The sequence below is a fragment of the Bradyrhizobium sp. JR4.1 genome, from assembly GCF_040548605.1.
In the GTDB taxonomy this organism is placed as follows: domain Bacteria; phylum Pseudomonadota; class Alphaproteobacteria; order Rhizobiales; family Xanthobacteraceae; genus Bradyrhizobium; species Bradyrhizobium canariense.
The window spans coordinates 102,554-118,783 of the sequence record NZ_JBEPRY010000026.1; the positions used below are offsets into that span (position 1 = coordinate 102,554).

The window sequence follows — 16,230 nt, forward strand, 5'->3', positions numbered from 1 at the left end:
CCCGGATGAGCGAAGCGACATCCGGGTCTTTGTCGTGATGTTTCCCGGATATCGCTACGCTCATCCGGGCTACGGTATCGTGCCTCACAACACCTGTGACGCCCCCGGAATCTTCCGCAACGCCGCAGTCAGTCCCCAGCTCAAGATCACCGTGAGCACGAAGCCGATCGTGGCTTTCACGATCGCAGGCCAGCTGTAGTCGTACAGCGCGTACTGGATCCACAACGCGATCGGGTAGTGCACCAGGAAGATGCCGTAGGCATCCGCCTGCATGCGGTCGAGCAGGTTCGGGCCCGGCGACTTCTGGTGCAGGAAGAAGGCGAGGATCGCGAGCAGGATCGAGCCTGAGAACAGCACGAAGAACGTGCCGTAGATCGCCTGATACCAGTGCGGCTGCGGGTCTGGATTGCCCAGAACTTCGCGCTTGATGTAGATCATGCCCCACATCAGGCAGTAGGGGATCAGCGTGGCGATCACCCAGAGCCAGCGTTGTTTCGGCAACTGGCCGCCGGCGCTGAGGATGCCGCGATCGAAGTTCGCCGCTCCAACGCTGACGCCGATGAAGAAATAGGCGAAGTAGAGCAGGATGCGGCTCGCCTGCACCGAGAACGGCCCGAGCTCGAACCATTTGCTTCCGCCGAAATAGAGCAGCGCCGGCACGTAGGCGATTGTCGTCACGACGACGAGCAGCAGCCAGAATACGGCCGGCTGGTCGAATCCGCGTAGCGACACGCGGTTGCCCGGGTCGACCAGATGCGCGGAGACCCGGTAGAGCAAGCTCGCGGTCAGGTCGAACGCCAGCAGCACCCACACGAACCAGATCGGGCCGCTCGGCCACGGGCCAACCGTGATCGTCTTCCACCAGAACGCCGTGAAGCTCAGCCCAGGATCGTGCCGCAGTGCGATCGCGTAATAGGCGAGGGGAATCACGGTGAACGCCGCGATCGCGAACGGCAGCCCGAGCCGCAACAGGCGGTCGCGGAGAAAAACTGACGGCGCCTTGCGCGCGATGCCCGGCCAGGTGAACAGTCCTGACAGGAAGAAGAACATCGCCATGAAGAAGCTGTCGGTGGCCAGCACGACGATGTCGAAGCCGATCCAGGACGCCGGATCGGTGTGCCCGAAATAGGTGTAGGGAATGACGGCGTGGTGCAGCAGCACCACCAGCGTGAGGAAGGTGCGGGCGCGATCGAGCGACAGATTGCGCGCCTTGGCCTTCGGCACCGCGTGCGCCTCTGCTCCGATCGTCGCTGAATGTGACATCGTCATCGTGGCCGCCCCGGTCGCGCTTTCCGTCCCGGCCGGACTTTGCCGCCGGGAACCGGATTCAGCAAGGGTCGTTTGGGACGCCCGCAGGTCTCGAGACCGCTAGGAACCAGTTCCCTGCGACGAAGTTAGCGTTCGCCAAAAGGGCTTGGGACCGCGGCAAGCGGTACAATTTCGGAGCTGGCGATGACGATCCTGAAATGGGCGCTGATCTTCCTACTTGTCTCGATCGTGGCCGGCGTGCTCGGCTTCACCGGCATCTCGGCCGCTTCCGCCGACATCGCCCGCTTCCTGTTCTACGTGTTCGTCGCGATTTTCCTGGTGCTACTGATCCTGGGGCTCACGATATTCAGGGCGTAGCGGGGCTCGCGTCAGCATTCCCAGTCGTCGTGCCCGGGCTTGCCGTCTTCGCTGAAGCATGCCCGGCCCAACACCCGTAGCCCGGCGAAGCCTTGGCGGAGCCGGGTCCCGGGCATCCACGTCCTTTGTATCCGCGGCGGCCAAGAACGTGGATGGCCGGGACAAGCCCGGCCATGACAGCAGGCCCTATGTGGGCTTACCCCACTTCCTCGATCTTCACCTTGTCCGGATAGAAGGCGAGATGGCCCGAAATCTCGGTCATCGCGGGGAAGGGCGCCTCATAGGTCCAGATCGCGTTGTCCAGCGTCTTGCCGTCGGCCTTGACGCTGTAATAACTCGCATCCCCTTTGTAGGGGCAATGTGTGACGCGGTCGGTGCGCTCCAGCAGCGCCATATTGGCGTCCTGTCGCGGCACATATTGCACCGCCGGATATTTCGCCTCTTTCAGCGTCAGCGCCTTGGTGGTCTCGGCGATCACGATATCGCCGGCCGTGACGCGGACGCGCCGGGGATTTGGGGTGATGGTGATGGGGTGGTCGGGCCCTGGAAGCTTCATGATTTCACGCCTTTTTCGATCACTCTGCCGCGCGCGGCACTTTGTCGTGGCTTTATCCAGATCGGATCACCGATATAGTGCCGGAAGGCGTGACGTAGAAGGCCGTTCACGCTAAGTTTGGGCCCGCCGGCAAGTTTGGCTTTGCAGATCCGGACCCCGGCAGCGATTCGACGACAAGGCTGATTGCAGCCGAGACAGGAGCACGACCCGAATGCCAATGGACGCCCACGATATCGAGGCGATGATCAAGGCGGCGATCCCCGATGCCGAGGTGACCATCCGTGACCTCGCCGGGGACGGCGATCACTATGCCGCGACCGTGATCTCGGAAACCTTCCGCGGCAAGTCCCGCGTCCAGCAGCACCAGATCGTCTATCAGTCCCTGCGCGGCCAGATGGGCGGCGTGCTGCATGCGCTGGCGCTGCAAACCGGTGTGCCGGGCGCCTGATCTGCTCGTGACGGGGGGATGACGATGGCTGCGGACAATCCGCGCGGCGCGATGTTTCGCGTCATCCTGCCAAACCAGCACAGCCGCGTCACCAATGCCGAGCTGTTCTTCGACCTGGTCTTCGTCTTCGCGATCACGCAGGTCTCGCACACATTGCTGCACCATTTCACGCCGCTCGGTGCGGTGCATGTCGCGGTGCTGTTTCTCGCGGTATGGTGGGTGTGGGTCTACACGGCCTGGGTCACCAACTGGCTCGATCCCGAGCTGACGCCGGTCCGCATCCTGATCTTCCTGATGATGCTGGGCGGCCTCGTGCTGTCGACGACGATCCCTACCGCCTTCGAGGGGCGGGGCCTGTGGTTTGCGATCGCCTACGCAACGATGCAGGTCGGCCGCACCGCCTTCTGGATGTTCGCAACGCCGCGGCATCGAACTGCGGTCCGGCACAATGCGATCCGCATCCTGACCTGGCTCTCGGTCTCCGCGATCTTCTGGATCCTCGGCGGCCTCACCCATGACGAGGCGCGGCTGTGGTTCTGGATCGTGGCACTGACGATCGAATACATCTCGCCGGCGGTGCGCTTCTGGGTCCCCAAGCTGGGCTTCTCGTCGGTCGAGGCCTGGGCAGTCGAGGGCGGCCACATGGCCGAGCGCTGCTCGCTGTTCGTCATCATCGCGCTTGGCGAGGCCGTCGTCGTCAACGGCGCGACCTTTGCCGAGCTGGACTGGACCGCGGACAACATTCTGGCCTTCGTCTCTGCGTTGGTCGGCAGCATCGCGATGTGGTGGGTCTATTTCCACAAGGGCGCCGAGGCCGGCGCCGAGCGCATCTCGAAATCCGCCGAATCCGGCCGGTTGGCGCGGCTCGCCTACACCTACCTGCATATGCCGATCGTCGCTGGCATCATCCTGACCGCGGTCTCCGACGAGCTCGTGCTGAAGCATCCGGTCGGGCATTCAGATATCAGGACCATCGTCAGCACGATCGGCGGTCCCTTGCTGTTCCTGGTCGGCACCATCCTGTTCAAGCACGCGATCCGCGGCTTCCTCCAGCTCTCGCACGGGATCGGCATCATCGCGCTCGCGGCGCTGTCGTGGTTTGCCGCCGAGCTGTCCCCGCTATGGCTGTCGGTCGCCGCGACGGTGATCATGATCGTTGTTGCGGTGTGGGAGTCGGTCTCGCTGGGATCGACGCCGGAAGAAGCCGAGGAGCATCAGAGCACGGACCGCGGTAGCGCCTGACTTGAACGCCTCGTCCTTCGAGACGACCGCTCCGCGGTCTCCTCAGGATGAGGCTAATCAGCGCCGGTGCCCGTCGAAACTGCTGCCACGGATACCGTCCTCATCCTGAGGAGCCCGCCTAAGGCGGGCGTCTCGAAGGATGCGCCGCAGGAAACGGAGGAATTTCTACTCCGCCGCCTCCAGCGCGTGCACCGAGAACATCTTCGCGGCATCGGTCCAGCTCTCACGCACACGCCAGCCCGCGCCCTGCGCCAGCGCGGCAAAACGCTCGAGGCTGTATTTGTAGCTGTTCTCGGTGTGGATGCTCTCGCCCGCGCGGAACGAAAAGCTGGTGCCGAGCAGGCGCACGGTCTGGCTCTTCTTGCTGATCAGGTGCATCTCGATGCGGTGCCGCTCGCGATTGTAGATCGCGCGATGGGTGAAGGCGGAGAGGTCGAAATTGCCGCCGAGCTCGCGGTTGATCCGCACCAGCACATTGAGGTTGAAGCGCGCGGTGACGCCGGCGGCATCGTTATAGGCGTCGTGGAGCAGACGCTCCTCCTTCTCGAGGTCGGCGCCGATGATCATCTGCGCACCCCCGCCCAGGATGGCGCGCGCGCTCTTCAGGAAGGCCTGCGCTTCATGCGGCTCGAAATTGCCGATCGTCGAGCCCGGGAAGAACCCGACCTTGGGCATCGTCGCCACCGCCTTGGGCAGCTCAAACGGCGTGGTGAAGTCGGCTGCCACCGGGTAGATGCCGAGTGACGAAAAATCCCGCTTCAGGCCGTTTGCCTGCGCCGTCAGGAAGTCGCCGGAGATGTCGACGGGCACATAGGCCGCGAACTTGCAGTGATTGAGCAGCAGGCGGACCTTTGTGGTCGCGCCCGCGCCGAATTCGACGAGGGCCGCGTGCTCCGGAATGAGCTTTGCGATCTCGCTGCCGCGCTCCTTCAGGATCGCAAGCTCCGTGCGCGTCGGGTAATATTCCGGCAGCCGTGTGATCGCTTCGAACAGTTCAGATCCGGCCGCATCGTAGAAATATTTCGGCGACAGCTTTTTAGGCTGCTGCGAGAGGTCCTCGATGGCCTCGCGGGCAAAGGCGGTGGTCTGCTCGTCGGGAAGATGGGCTTCGGCCAAAGCGCTAGCGTGCACATTCATGATACTCTCCTGAACGCGCTGTCCGGCGCGCATTTGTCGTCGGATGAGAATTTTACTCGTAGTCGGCGAGCCGCAGTCCCGTGAATTGCCAGCGGTGGTGCGGATAAAAGAAGTTGCGATAGGTAATACGGCTGTGCCCCTCCGGGGTTGCAAGCGAAGAGCCGCGCAGCACCAGCTGGTTGACCATGAACTTGCCGTTGTATTCGCCGAGCGCGCCTTCGATGGCGCGATAGCCAGGGTAGGGCGAGTAGGACGATCGCGTCCACTGCCAGACGATGCCGAAGGCATCGTTGAGCTGGCCCGCGCGGGCCGCGACCTCCCACTCCATCTCGGTCGGCAGATGTTTTCCGGCCCAGCGCGCAAAGGCGTCAGCCTCGTAATAGCTGACGTGGCAGACGGGCGCGTCGGGATCGACCGGCTTGAGGCCGGCCAGCGTCATCACATGCCATTGGCCGTCGATCTCGCGCCAATGGCCGGGGGCGTCCCAGCCTTCGTTGTTGACGGCTGCAAAACCGTCCATCAGCCACAGCGTTGCGGTCCGGTAGCCGCCGTCGCGCATGAAGGCGAGCCATTCGCCATTGGTGACGAGATTGCGTGCGAGCTTGACCGGGCCGACGAGGGCGCGATGCGCCGGCTTCTCGTTGTCGAAATGAAAACTGTCATCGACGTGACCGACGGTATGGATGCCTTCGTTCAGCGTCAGCCAATCCTCACTGGCCGGCGTCGCGGCCGGGAAGCGCCAGTCCGGATCATAGGCCGGCGGAATCGGGTTCTGCGCAAAGGCGTGCAGGATGTCGGTGAGCATTAATTCCTGATGCTGCTGCTCGTGATTGAGGCCGACCTCGACCAGCGGCGCGATCTCGCGAAGCTTGTCCTCGCCGGCGTCGCGGAAGAATTCCACGACGGCAGCGTCGACATATTTTCGATAGGCGCCGACCTGATCGGCGCTCGGGCGGGTGATGTCGCCGCGGTGATTGCGGGAATGGCGCGGACCGGCGCTGACGTAATAGGAATTGAACAGGAAAGCGAAGTCAGGGTGAAAGGGCTGGTAGCCCGCACAGTGCTCGCCGAGCACGAACTGCTCCCAGAACCAGGTGGTGTGCGCCCGGTGCCATTTCGTCGGGCTCGCGTCCGGCATGGACTGGATCTGCTGGTCCTCCGGCGACAGCGGCGCGGCCCTGCGCTCGGTCTCGTCGCGGACGGTGAGAAACGCGTCCTCCAGCCTCTGGGCAAGGCCGCCCAAATCGGCCGACGGTGACGGGGCGGGGGCCGTAGCGGAGGCTTGTTTCGTCACGTTTTTCTCCAGACAGGACAAGAGAACGTTGTTGGCGTTGCCGGGTTCCAAAACGCCGGGTTCGTCCTAGATAGGGGCTCCGTGACGGTATGAAAGTCCTCCCTGGCGATGATATTCGTGGCATCATGCAATGGGCCGGTGGTGCCGAGAGCGGTCCGCCCAGGGGCCGCTCGCCGCCATTTTACTTTGGATGCACAACGGTTTGGGCTACATATATACCCAGGTATCGGGTTAGATCGGTGGAGCCAGCCCGAAGCGATTGGAGTGGGCTCCGCCCCATAAGGACACGGATATGAGCATCGAGGAATTCATCGCCAACGAAGTGAAGTCGAACGACGTGGTTCTGTTCATGAAGGGCACACCGCAATTTCCGCAATGCGGGTTCTCCGGCCAGGTCGTCCAGATTCTCGACCACATCGGCGTCGGCTATAAGGGCCTCAACGTTCTCGAATCCGCCGAACTGCGCAACGGCATCAAGGACTATTCGAACTGGCCGACCATTCCGCAGCTCTATGTGAAGGGCGAGTTCGTCGGCGGCTGCGACATTGTCCGCGAGATGTTCCAGGCTGGTGAATTGCAGCAGCTCTTCTCCGAAAAGGGCGTCGCTGTCGCGGCCTGATACATGACCCAGCTGACGCGCCGGATCGGCGGCGCGGAGCTCAAGGTCATCGTTGCTGACATCACCACGCTGAGCGTTGACGCCATCGTCAACGCGGCCAACACGTCGCTCCTGGGTGGGGGCGGCGTGGATGGCGCGATCCATCGGGCGGCCGGGCCCGAGCTTCTCGCCGAGTGCCGGAAGCTCGGAGGATGCCCGACCGGCGATGCCAAGATCACCAAGGGCTACCTTCTCCCTGCGCGCCATGTGATCCATGCGGTCGGCCCGGTCTGGCACGGGGGCACTCGCGGCGAGGCAGAGGCGCTGGGCTCCTGTTATCGCCGTGCGCTCGAGCTCTGTGAGGCCAATCAGCTGACGTCCGTGGCGTTCTCCGCGATTTCGACCGGGGTTTACGGCTTTCCGGCCGACCAGGCCGCGAAGATTGCGGTCCATGCGACCATTGAAGCCCTGCAGGCCGCGCCGCTGGTCGTCGACGTCGTATTTTGTTGTTTCTCGGAAAAGAGCGCGGCTCTGCACGCGGACGTTTTGGCGCGGTATGGCGGCCCTTGTGCCTGATGACGCGGTCGGTACACTCCGCCGGGCCATGTTCCGGGGAGGGGATATGATTTCACAGTCTGGACTGCGCGCGCTGGTCTGCGCCGCGCTTGTATCGTTGGGTACGATGTCGTTCGCGCGGGCGGAGGGCACCTACGAGATTCCGGCCGGCGCGCATTTCAACCAGGACAAGCTCGCCAAAGTCACCGAGTTCTTCAAGAACGAGGTCGCGACCGGCAAGATCGCCGGCGCAAATGTGCTCATCAAGCAACATGGCAAGCCGGTCTACCACGAAGTCTTCGGCGTGCAGGACGCGGTCAGCAAGGCGCCGATCACCGACAAGACGATCTTCCGCCTGTTCTCGATGAGCAAGGCGATCACGTCCGTCGTCGCAGTGAAGTTGATCGAGGAAGGTACGATCAAGCTCGACGATCCCGTCTCGAAATACATTCCGTCCTTTGCCAATGTGAAAGTCGGCGTCGAGAAGAAAGCCGAGGACGGCACCAAGTCGCTCGAGCTCGTGCCGCCGAACCGGCCGATGACGGTGCACGATTTGATGACGCACACCTCGGGCGTCACCTACGGCTTCTACGGCGACAGCCTGGTCCGCAAGGCCTATCGCGAAGCCAACATCTATGCCGGCGATTTCGACCTCGCCGAGTTCGCCGAGCGCATCGCAAAACTTCCGCTGCACAACCAGCCGGGCGCGCTGTGGCAATACGGCCATTCCACCGACATCCTGGCGCGGGTCATGGAAGTCGCGGCCGGCAAGCCGCTCATCGAGATCGAGCGGGAGAAGCTGCTCGACCCCCTCGGCATGGTCGACACCGGCTTCTTCGTCACCGATCCCGAGAAGCAGAAGCTGCTGGCGCAGCCGGTGCCGAACGACAGTGATTTCCGGGTCGGGCGGATCAATGATCCGACGGTCGTCAAGAAGATCCAGTTCGCCAGCGGCGGTATGGTTACGACCATGGCGGATTATGAGCGCTTTACTCAGATGTTGCTCAACGGCGGCAGCCTCGACGGCAAGACCATTCTCAAACCCGAGACGTTCAAGCTGATGACCACCGACCAGATCGGCCCCAAGTCGGGCGTCGATCGCGATTATTTCTACTTCCCCGGCGATGGCTTCGGCTTCGGTCTCGGACTTGCGGTCCGCACCGATCCCGGCAACGCAAAACCGCCGCCGCCCGGCGATCTCGGCGAATTGAAATGGGACGGCGCCTCCGGCTGCTATTTCGTGATCGATCCCAAGCAGGACATGTTCTTCGTGCTGCTGGAGCAGACCCCGACCGAGCGCCAGCGTGTGCAGCGGACATTGAAGCAGCTGGTCTATGAAGCGATGGAGAATTGACATGTTCGGGCGCCGCGCATTGATCGCGGCGCTCGTTCTTCTCGCCGGCGGCATCGTTGCGAAGGCGGGTTCCGAGAGACCTGCGGTCCGGACGCTCTCGCCCGCGGGGCTGGCGAAGGTTTCCGACTACATCCGCAACGAGGTCGCCACCGGCAAGATCCCCGGCGCCATCCTGCTGCTTCAGCAGCACGGCAAGCCGGTCTATTATCAGAATTTCGGCGTCCGCGACTTCGCGACCGAACTCTCGATGAGCGCGGACACGATCTTCCGCCTCTACTCGATGTCGAAGCCGGTCACCTCAGTCATGGCGATGATGCTGGTTGAGGAGGGCAAGCTGTCGCTCGACGATCCCGTCTCGAAATACATTCCGGCCTTCGCCGGCATGAAGGTCGGCATCGAGAAGAAGGCCGAGGACGGCAAAGTCGCCCTGGCGATGGAGCCGCTGGAGCGACCCATCACAATCACGGATCTGCTGCGCCACACCTCAGGGCTGCCTTACGGCTATTACGGCGGCGGTATGGTGCGCGAGCTCTACGCGGACGCCAATCTCTTCAACAGCAATCTGACCAACGCCGAATTCGCCGCCAAGGTCGCCACGCTGCCGCTGGTCGAGCAGCCCGGCACGGTGTGGGACTATGGCTATTCCACCGACGTGCTCGGCCGCGTCGTCGAAATCATTGCCGGAAAGTCGCTGCTGCAGTTCGAGAAGGAGCGGCTGCTCGATCCGCTCGGCATGACCGAGACGGCTTTCTTCGTCGCAGATCCCGCCAAATTCCCGCGCATCGCCGAGCCGATGCCGGGGGATCGCAACATCAATCCGACGACGCAGGTCCGCGACATCAGGCGGCCCGCGACCTGGGAATCGGGCGGTGGCGGCATGGTCGGCACGGTAGGCGACTACGCCCGCTTCGCCCAGATGCTGCTCAACGGCGGCACTTATGAGGGCCGACGCTATCTCAAGCCGGAGACCATCGCGCTGATGGCCTCGGATCATATCGGGCCGGAGACGAAGATCGCGCGCGACCAGAACTATTATCCGGGTGGATCTTCCGGCTTTGGTCTCGGCTTCGCCGTGCGCACCTCGGTGCCCCCTGGGACGGCGTGGCCGCTCGGCGAATATCGCTGGGACGGCGTCGGCGGCACGTTCTTCTTCATCGATCCCGAGGACGACCTGTTCGGGATCTTCATGGTGCAGACCCCGACGCAGCGCGGCCGGATTCAGCTGGCGCTGAAGACGCTGATCTACCAGGCGATGGGGCGGTGAACCGCCGTTGTTTTGCTGTCGGATAAGAGCAGTAGCCCGGATGAGCGTAGCGACATCCGGGGTCTCTGCGAGTGAAGTCCCGGGTATCGCTTCGCTCACCCGGGCTACAGGACTGCTCGGCTTACACCCCGCGCACGATCTCGCGGATATATCCGATCGTCTCCTCGATCTGACTCGCATTGACGTCGAGATGGGTGCAGGCGCGGATGCGGCCGTCCATCATCGCAAGCGTCACGCCGCGCTGGCGCAATGCCGCGACCATCTTGTCGCCGGGAATGCCGGCACCATCGGGCTTGAAGAACACCAGGTTGGTTTCGGGCTCCTGCACCTCGACGCCTGCGATCTGCGACAACCCGCGGGCGAGAGCGCGCGCATTGGCGTGATCGTCGGCAAGCCGCTCGACGTGATGGTCGAGCGCGTAGATGCAGGCCGCGGCACAGATTCCGGCCTGTCGCATCGAGCCGCCGAGCCGCTGCTTCCACTGCCAGACCGCATCGATGAAGGCGCGCGAGCCCGCCAGCACGCCGCCGATCGGCGCGCCCAAGCCTTTCGAGAAGTCGATCCAGGCCGAATCCCAGCCCGCGGTCATGTCGCGCGGCGAGATGCCGCTCGCGACAGTGGCGTTGAGCAGGCGCGCGCCGTCCATGTGGGTGACGAGGCCATGTTGTTTCGCGATCGCGACGATCTCGTCGAGCGCGGCCTTCTTCCAGATCGTGCCGCCGCCGATATTGGCGGTCTGCTCGACGCTGACCACGGTCTGCGGCGGTTGGTAGCGGGTGCGCGGATGCAGCGCTTTGCGGAACGTCTCCGGCGTGAACTGGCCGTCGGGTCCCTTCAATTGCGTGACCTGGAAGCCGCCGATCGCGGCATGCGCCCCGCCTTCGCGCGCGATGATGTGCGCGCTTTCATGCGCGAGGATCTCGTCGCCGGGGCGGCAATGCACCAGCGTCGCGGTGACGTTGCACATCGTGCCTGACGGCATGTACACCGCGGCTTCCTTGCCGAGCAGCTCGGCGACGCGCGCGCACAGGGCGTTCACGGTCGGATCGTCGCCGACCTGCTCGTCGCCGACCTCCGCCCGCGCCATCGCCTCGCGCATCGCAGGTGTCGGCTTGGTCTGTGTGTCCGAGAGCAAATTGATGCGCACCGGCGGCGCCTTGGGATCGATCGGGGAAGGGGTGTAGAGCATGGCTGGTCTCGTCATTTCACCTAGTCGAATCGTTGCGACGTATTGCGTGCGTTTCTCAAGGACCTGAACTAGCCACGAGAACGTTGAGTGACGCGCTGCCGCGCGGCGAGAAGGATTTCGTCTGGCGTGTCGGCCGTAAAGATATTGCAATCAGGCAGAGCGAGCAGCCCCTGATATCGGCAGATCTGCTCGTCGCGGGAGAGGGCCTCCCATGCTCGAAGCGCCGCTTTAGTCGGCGCTGCCGAAGGCAGAGTGTTGGCGAACTGGTCGGCCGTGCGAGACATCGAAGGCATGCTATCAAACAAAAAGGCCCCGGAGAACCAGGGCCTTTGAGCGATTGATCTGCCGACTATCAGCGCGAATAGAATTCGACGACCAGATGCGGCTCCATCTGCACCGGGAACGGCACGTCGGAGAGGTGCGGGATGCGAATGTATTTCGCGGTCATCTTGCCGTGGTCGACTTCGAGATAGTCGGGGGTGTCACGCTCGGAGAGCTGGCTGGCTTCGAGAACGTGAGCGAGCTGCTTGGAGGATTCCTTGACCTCGATCACATCGCCGAGCTTGACCAGATAGCTCGAGATGTTGACCTTGCGGCCGTTCACCTTGACGTGGCCGTGATTGATGAACTGGCGCGCGGCGAAGATCGTCGAGACGAACTTGGCGCGGTACACGACCGCGTCGAGACGGCGCTCGAGCAGGCCGATCAGGTTCTCGCCGGTATCACCCTTGAGGCGGCTGGCTTCGACATAGATGCTGTGGAACTGACGCTCGGAGATGTTGGCGTAGTAACCCTTCAGCTTCTGCTTGGCGCGCAGCTGCACGCCGAAGTCGGAGAGCTTGCCCTTGCGGCGCTGGCCGTGCTGGCCGGGGCCGTATTCGCGGCGGTTCACGGGGCTCTTCGGGCGGCCCCAGATGTTCTGGCCCATACGGCGATCGAGTTTGTACTTCGCCTCACTGCGCTTAGTCATCGCGTCCTCTTCAGGTACTTGGTTTGAGGAAACGCGCCCTCCTGTGTGACGGGCTAGCCCGGCACTGACAGGTCCGATCCCCAAAGCTTAAGGGACAGGACCACGGGTCGCGAAACGCTTCGCGGGCCGAAATCGGCCCGCGAGCAAGCGGCTTTTAGGGGGATTTGGGGCTCGCTGTCAATGCGAATGGCCCGGAATCACGTTCCGACCGCCCGGATCGGCTTTGACCCGGCCGCCCGCAATTCGGCAGCGATTTCAGTGTTCAGGACCTGTTCCAGCCGCGTCAGGACCCGGGCGATGGGGGCGGCGTCGGTGACCCGGTGATCCCAACGAATCACGACATGGATGGTCTGGTCAGGCCCGACCACCCCATAGCTGACGATGAAGGGTCCGGGCGTGATGGGGTGAAGCTCGCCACCGCCATAGGCGGCCACCGAGCTCACCGCGAAGCTGCCGAACCAGTTGCCGCGCTGCCGGCCGAAATTTAGTCCTATCGCCCAGGACAGCCGCCGCAGCGGCAGCGGCAGGCGGGTCGCCCGCATGATCTTGCGGAACATGGGAATTTCGTCGATCGGGGCGGTCTTGGCGTGCCGGATCTCGGCATCGACCGCAGCCAGCGTCATGGCCTCGGGAGCGACGATTCGCTGCGGGATCACGCATTCCTCGCCGCCCTCGACCCGGGCAATGGCCACCGACGCCACGCTCTTCGGCAGTTCGTAAAGCGACGGCCAGGGCCATTTGGCATAGACGGTACGCAGGACCGGCTCGTCCCTGGCGACCAGGGCAAAAGCCTTGACGAACATAGCGGCCCAGCCGGCTGGCGCCATCGCGCCCGTGCGGGCCTCCAGCAGAGGGCCGATATCAAGCGAACGGGACAGGGACACGAAGGGCACGCCCATCGAGGCGTGCATGAGGTCGACAATCAGGCGACGCGGCAGCGAAATGGTCTTGGGCGTCCCGCGCATCGCTCTTTGGTTTCCCCTGATTAAAGTTTGTGCAGCGAGCGGGGTTCCCGCTCGCCGCCTGCTCTAGCACGAACCAACCCGCGTGGGGCCGGTCGGTTCGCCGCATCAGGGTGCCGGCGAGGCCAGCGGCTTGGTCTTATCGACGATGTAAACCCCAAGCACTTTCATAGCCTTATCGCCGTGGGCTTTGGCGTCATGCACGACGCCTGCCGGGATCTGGTAGGAATCGCCAGCTTTCAGCGTCTTTTCCGGCTGCCCGTCGATAAGGAGATTGAGTTCGCCTTCGAGCACGTAACCGGTCTCGATGCCCGGATGGGTATGGCGACCGGCCGCGCCGCCCGCCGGGACCTCCGCGATGGCCGTGATGGTGTTGTAGCCATCCGGAAATTCGACCTTCTGGAGCGGGGTGCGTTTGATGCCGGGCTGCTGGGCGAAGGCCGCAACAGCGAGGCCGGTAAAAGCGAGAGCGAGCAAAGTCTTTTTGAACATGGTTTTTTCCTCCCTGGAACGACTGAGCCTAGCAGCGCAGCAGTTCCCGGCAAGGTGGCAATCGGCTTTGCCGTCAGCGCTTGATCCCCTCGAACGCCGCCATGATGCCGCGCTGGAATAGCGACCAGTCGAAGCCGAGCGCGATCGCGCGGTAGCCGCGGTCGACCAAGGCGTTGGCCTGGTCTGCGGTGCGCGCCACGCCGCCGATCGGCACGCCGCTTCTGAGGATGCCGGCCTCGGCCCGCGCCACCAGCTCCAGCAATTCCGGATCGTCCATCCGGCCGCGCTTGTTGATGGAGGTGGCGAGATCGCCGGGGCCGATTACGGCGACGTCGATGCCGGGCGTGGCCATGATCTCGTCGATGCGGTTGACGGCGTCGACGTGCTCGATCGTGATCATGCAGATCATCTCGTCGTCGGCGCTGGCCATGTAGTCCGGCATCGACTGGCCCCAGCGGAATGGCGCATGGAACGGACCCCAGAGCCGATCGCCGCGTGGCGGATAGCGCACGCTGCGCACCGCTTTCTCGGCTTCAGTGCGATTGGTAATCATCGGGAAATTGATGCCGAAGGCGCCGATGTCCATCGGTGCCTTCGCAAGCCATGGCTCGTTCGCCGCGATCCGCACCAGCGGTGTGCACGGTGTGCCGGTGGTGGCCGCGATCATCGCATGTGCTTCGGTCAGTCCGATCGGCCCATGCTCGAGATCGACGATGATCCAGTCGAGTGAGCGCGCCATGATCTGCACGGTCTGCACGCTCGGGATCGTCGCGATCGCGCCGAAGGCGGGACGACCCTCGCGCCAGAGCTGGCGAAGACGGTTGAGCGGCGTGGTCGGGACGGACATGGGAAAGAACCTGCAGGAAACGACGACGGCGGAGCCTAGCAGCGCGCCGTCGAGGCGCAAGGTCAGGCCGGAATGCGGCCGCCGAAGAACGGCGTCAGCATGGCCGAAAGGCCATGCGCTCGGTTCGAGGTGAAGATCATCTCAGCGCCGGATTGCGCGATGCCGCCGGTGTGCGGGCCGAGCAGATCCGAGACGCGGCGGGCGATCGCGGGCGCCGGATCGATCCAGTCGACCGGCCAGGGGGCGAGCTGTTTCAGCCGGTCGAGCAGCAGCGGGTAATGGGTGCAGGCGAGCACCACCGTGTCGGTGCGTGCGCCTGCGTCCCCGGCATCGCCGACGAAGCACGGGGCGAGCTCGGCGAGGATGGCGTCGTCGCTGACGGGAGAGCCGCTGAGCTCTGCTTCGGCCAGCGCGGCCAGCTCGGGCGAGCCGACCAGCGTCACCTCGCAGCCTTGCGCGAAATCGCGGATCAGTGCCTTGGTGTATTCGCGCTTCACCGTGCCCTTCGTGCCGAGCACCGACACCCGCCGGCTTCTCGACTGCGCGCAGGCCGGCTTGATCGCCGGCACCGTGCCGACGAAGGGCAAGGAATAAGCGGCGCGTAAGTGCGATAGGACCAGGGTAGACGCCGTGTTGCAGGCGATGACGACGAGGTCAGGATCGTGCGTGCCGATCAGTTCCCCCATCAACGGCACCACGCGGGCGATGATCGCGTCCTCGCTGTGGTGGCCATAGGGGAAGAAGGCGTCGTCCGCGACGTAGACGTAATGCGCGTCGGAGCGCGCGGCCACGACCTCACGCAGGACCGTGAGCCCGCCAAGGCCGGAATCGAACACCAGAATCGTCGGAGAATTGGTCACGTGATCACTCTAGCCGGACATGGTTACCATTCGGTTTTTGGGGCGGTTTTGCGGCAGGGGCGCTGAGGGCTAACCTGGAACGATTCAATTTCGCGATTGCCGCATGGTCCCGGTATCAGCTGCCGTACTGCGGTGCGGATAGGGACAGGCCCGCAAAACTCCGGAGAGCCGACATGATCAGAAATACCAGCAACGGCTGGGGCAGCATTTCCCGATGGCTGCACTGGAGTCTGGCGCTGACCATCATCGGCATGATCGGCTTCGGGTGGTGGATGAACCACATGCCGGCGCGTCCCGACCGCTTCTTCTACCGTTCGATCCACGCCGATATCGGCTATGTGATCCTGCTGCTCACCGTGCTGCGCCTGGTCTGGCGCCTCATCAACCCGACGCCCGCCATGCCGGCCGAGACCTCGCGCTGGCAGAAGGTCGCGGCCCATGTCAGTCACGGCGCGCTCTACCTCGCCGTCATCGTCGTCACCATACTCGGTTGGGCGCATTCCGGTGCGCACGCACCTGATTATTCGGACTTCTTCGGCCTGTTTCACGTGCCTCAATTCACAGCTCCCGACCGCGCGGCGGCGGGCGCCTATGAGGACCGCCACATCCTCTTTGCCTATGTGCTGCTCGCTTTGATCGCGGTTCACGTGATCGCGGCCCTGTGGCACCACTTCATCCGCCGCGACCGCGTCGTGGCGCGGATGGTGACGGACGAGGCGGCGTAGGGCGGTCTCTCCACATCGTCATGTATGGACGGCCCCCTCTCGGCAAGGGCTTTTTGATGCTTCGGCAAACGGATCGGGGAGCGGTCATGTATACGGCCTCGAGAAGCGGCC

18 protein-coding genes are annotated in these 16,230 nt (G+C 63.8%); 8 read left to right on the forward strand and 10 right to left on the reverse strand.

Going from position 1 to position 16,230, the window contains the following annotated elements; all coding sequences use genetic code 11:
- Positions 1-84: 84 nt before the first annotated feature.
- Positions 85-1,263 carry an acyltransferase family protein gene (locus ABIB90_RS34455; protein ID WP_354202303.1) on the reverse strand — a complete coding sequence of 393 codons (1,179 nt, stop codon included), beginning with the start codon at positions 1,261-1,263 and terminating at the stop codon, positions 85-87.
- A gap of 189 nt (positions 1,264-1,452) precedes the next feature.
- Here ABIB90_RS34455 and ABIB90_RS34460 point away from each other — a divergent pair, with 189 nt between their 5' ends.
- Positions 1,453-1,626, forward strand: coding sequence for a DUF1328 domain-containing protein (locus ABIB90_RS34460; protein ID WP_007602280.1), 174 nt, complete (start codon positions 1,453-1,455; stop codon positions 1,624-1,626).
- A 196-nt stretch (positions 1,627-1,822) separates the two neighbouring features.
- Here the strand turns inward: ABIB90_RS34460 and ABIB90_RS34465 are convergent, their stop codons facing one another.
- A complete protein-coding gene (locus ABIB90_RS34465; protein WP_027567668.1) occupies positions 1,823-2,182 on the reverse strand; it encodes a DUF427 domain-containing protein in 360 nt (119 codons plus the stop codon).
- Positions 2,183-2,393: 211 nt separating this feature from the next.
- On the opposite strand from ABIB90_RS34465, the gene ABIB90_RS34470 reads away from it, so the two are divergent.
- A complete protein-coding gene (locus ABIB90_RS34470; RefSeq protein WP_007602284.1) occupies positions 2,394-2,630 on the forward strand; it encodes a BolA/IbaG family iron-sulfur metabolism protein in 237 nt (78 codons plus the stop codon).
- A 24-nt stretch (positions 2,631-2,654) separates the two neighbouring features.
- Entirely contained in the window at positions 2,655-3,872 is a 1,218-nt protein-coding gene (locus ABIB90_RS34475) for a low temperature requirement protein A (protein ID WP_354159303.1), read from the forward strand.
- A gap of 165 nt (positions 3,873-4,037) precedes the next feature.
- On the opposite strand, the gene egtD is transcribed toward ABIB90_RS34475, so the two are convergent.
- Entirely contained in the window at positions 4,038-5,009 is a 972-nt protein-coding gene (gene egtD, locus ABIB90_RS34480; RefSeq protein WP_354159128.1) for an L-histidine N(alpha)-methyltransferase, read from the reverse strand.
- A gap of 52 nt (positions 5,010-5,061) precedes the next feature.
- The gene (egtB, locus tag ABIB90_RS34485; RefSeq protein WP_354202294.1) at positions 5,062-6,354 is read right to left on the reverse strand and encodes an ergothioneine biosynthesis protein EgtB; all 1,293 of its coding nucleotides are present in this window, start codon (positions 6,352-6,354) and stop codon (positions 5,062-5,064) included.
- 241 nt (positions 6,355-6,595) lie between these two features.
- Here egtB and grxD point away from each other — a divergent pair, with 241 nt between their 5' ends.
- The 4 genes from grxD to ABIB90_RS34505 are packed head-to-tail and all read left to right on the forward strand — an operon-like array spanning position 6,596 to position 10,074.
- Entirely contained in the window at positions 6,596-6,922 is a 327-nt protein-coding gene (gene grxD, locus ABIB90_RS34490) for a Grx4 family monothiol glutaredoxin (protein WP_007602294.1), read from the forward strand.
- 3 nt (positions 6,923-6,925) lie between these two features.
- Positions 6,926-7,477: an O-acetyl-ADP-ribose deacetylase gene (locus ABIB90_RS34495; RefSeq protein WP_354202295.1), complete on the forward strand. Its 552-nt coding sequence runs from the start codon at positions 6,926-6,928 to the stop codon at positions 7,475-7,477.
- 46 nt (positions 7,478-7,523) lie between these two features.
- Positions 7,524-8,810 (forward strand): serine hydrolase domain-containing protein, encoded by a 1,287-nt coding sequence (locus ABIB90_RS34500; RefSeq protein WP_354159122.1) that lies wholly within the window; start codon positions 7,524-7,526, stop codon positions 8,808-8,810.
- Position 8,811: 1 nt separating this feature from the next.
- Positions 8,812-10,074 (forward strand): serine hydrolase domain-containing protein, encoded by a 1,263-nt coding sequence (locus tag ABIB90_RS34505; protein ID WP_354159120.1) that lies wholly within the window; start codon positions 8,812-8,814, stop codon positions 10,072-10,074.
- Positions 10,075-10,195: 121 nt separating this feature from the next.
- Here the strand turns inward: ABIB90_RS34505 and ABIB90_RS34510 are convergent, their stop codons facing one another.
- The 6 genes from ABIB90_RS34510 to murI form a co-directional block, all read right to left on the reverse strand.
- Positions 10,196-11,263, reverse strand: coding sequence for a threonine aldolase family protein (locus ABIB90_RS34510; RefSeq protein WP_354202296.1), 1,068 nt, complete (start codon positions 11,261-11,263; stop codon positions 10,196-10,198).
- Between the two features lie 352 nt (positions 11,264-11,615).
- Positions 11,616-12,233: a 30S ribosomal protein S4 gene (rpsD, locus tag ABIB90_RS34515; protein ID WP_007602315.1), complete on the reverse strand. Its 618-nt coding sequence runs from the start codon at positions 12,231-12,233 to the stop codon at positions 11,616-11,618.
- Positions 12,234-12,430: 197 nt separating this feature from the next.
- On the reverse strand, positions 12,431-13,198 hold the full coding sequence (locus ABIB90_RS34520) for an acyltransferase (protein WP_354202297.1): 768 nt from the start codon (positions 13,196-13,198) through the stop codon (positions 12,431-12,433).
- A 105-nt stretch (positions 13,199-13,303) separates the two neighbouring features.
- Positions 13,304-13,687 (reverse strand): cupin domain-containing protein, encoded by a 384-nt coding sequence (locus ABIB90_RS34525; RefSeq protein ID WP_219684978.1) that lies wholly within the window; start codon positions 13,685-13,687, stop codon positions 13,304-13,306.
- 73 nt (positions 13,688-13,760) lie between these two features.
- Positions 13,761-14,534 carry an HpcH/HpaI aldolase family protein gene (locus tag ABIB90_RS34530; protein ID WP_354202298.1) on the reverse strand — a complete coding sequence of 258 codons (774 nt, stop codon included), beginning with the start codon at positions 14,532-14,534 and terminating at the stop codon, positions 13,761-13,763.
- Between the two features lie 62 nt (positions 14,535-14,596).
- Positions 14,597-15,394, reverse strand: a complete 798-nt coding sequence (gene murI, locus ABIB90_RS34535) for a glutamate racemase (protein ID WP_007602323.1) — start codon at positions 15,392-15,394, stop codon at positions 14,597-14,599.
- Positions 15,395-15,567: 173 nt separating this feature from the next.
- On the opposite strand from murI, the gene ABIB90_RS34540 reads away from it, so the two are divergent.
- The gene (locus ABIB90_RS34540) at positions 15,568-16,119 is read left to right on the forward strand and encodes a cytochrome b (protein ID WP_354202299.1); all 552 of its coding nucleotides are present in this window, start codon (positions 15,568-15,570) and stop codon (positions 16,117-16,119) included.
- Positions 16,120-16,230 lie beyond the last annotated feature (111 nt).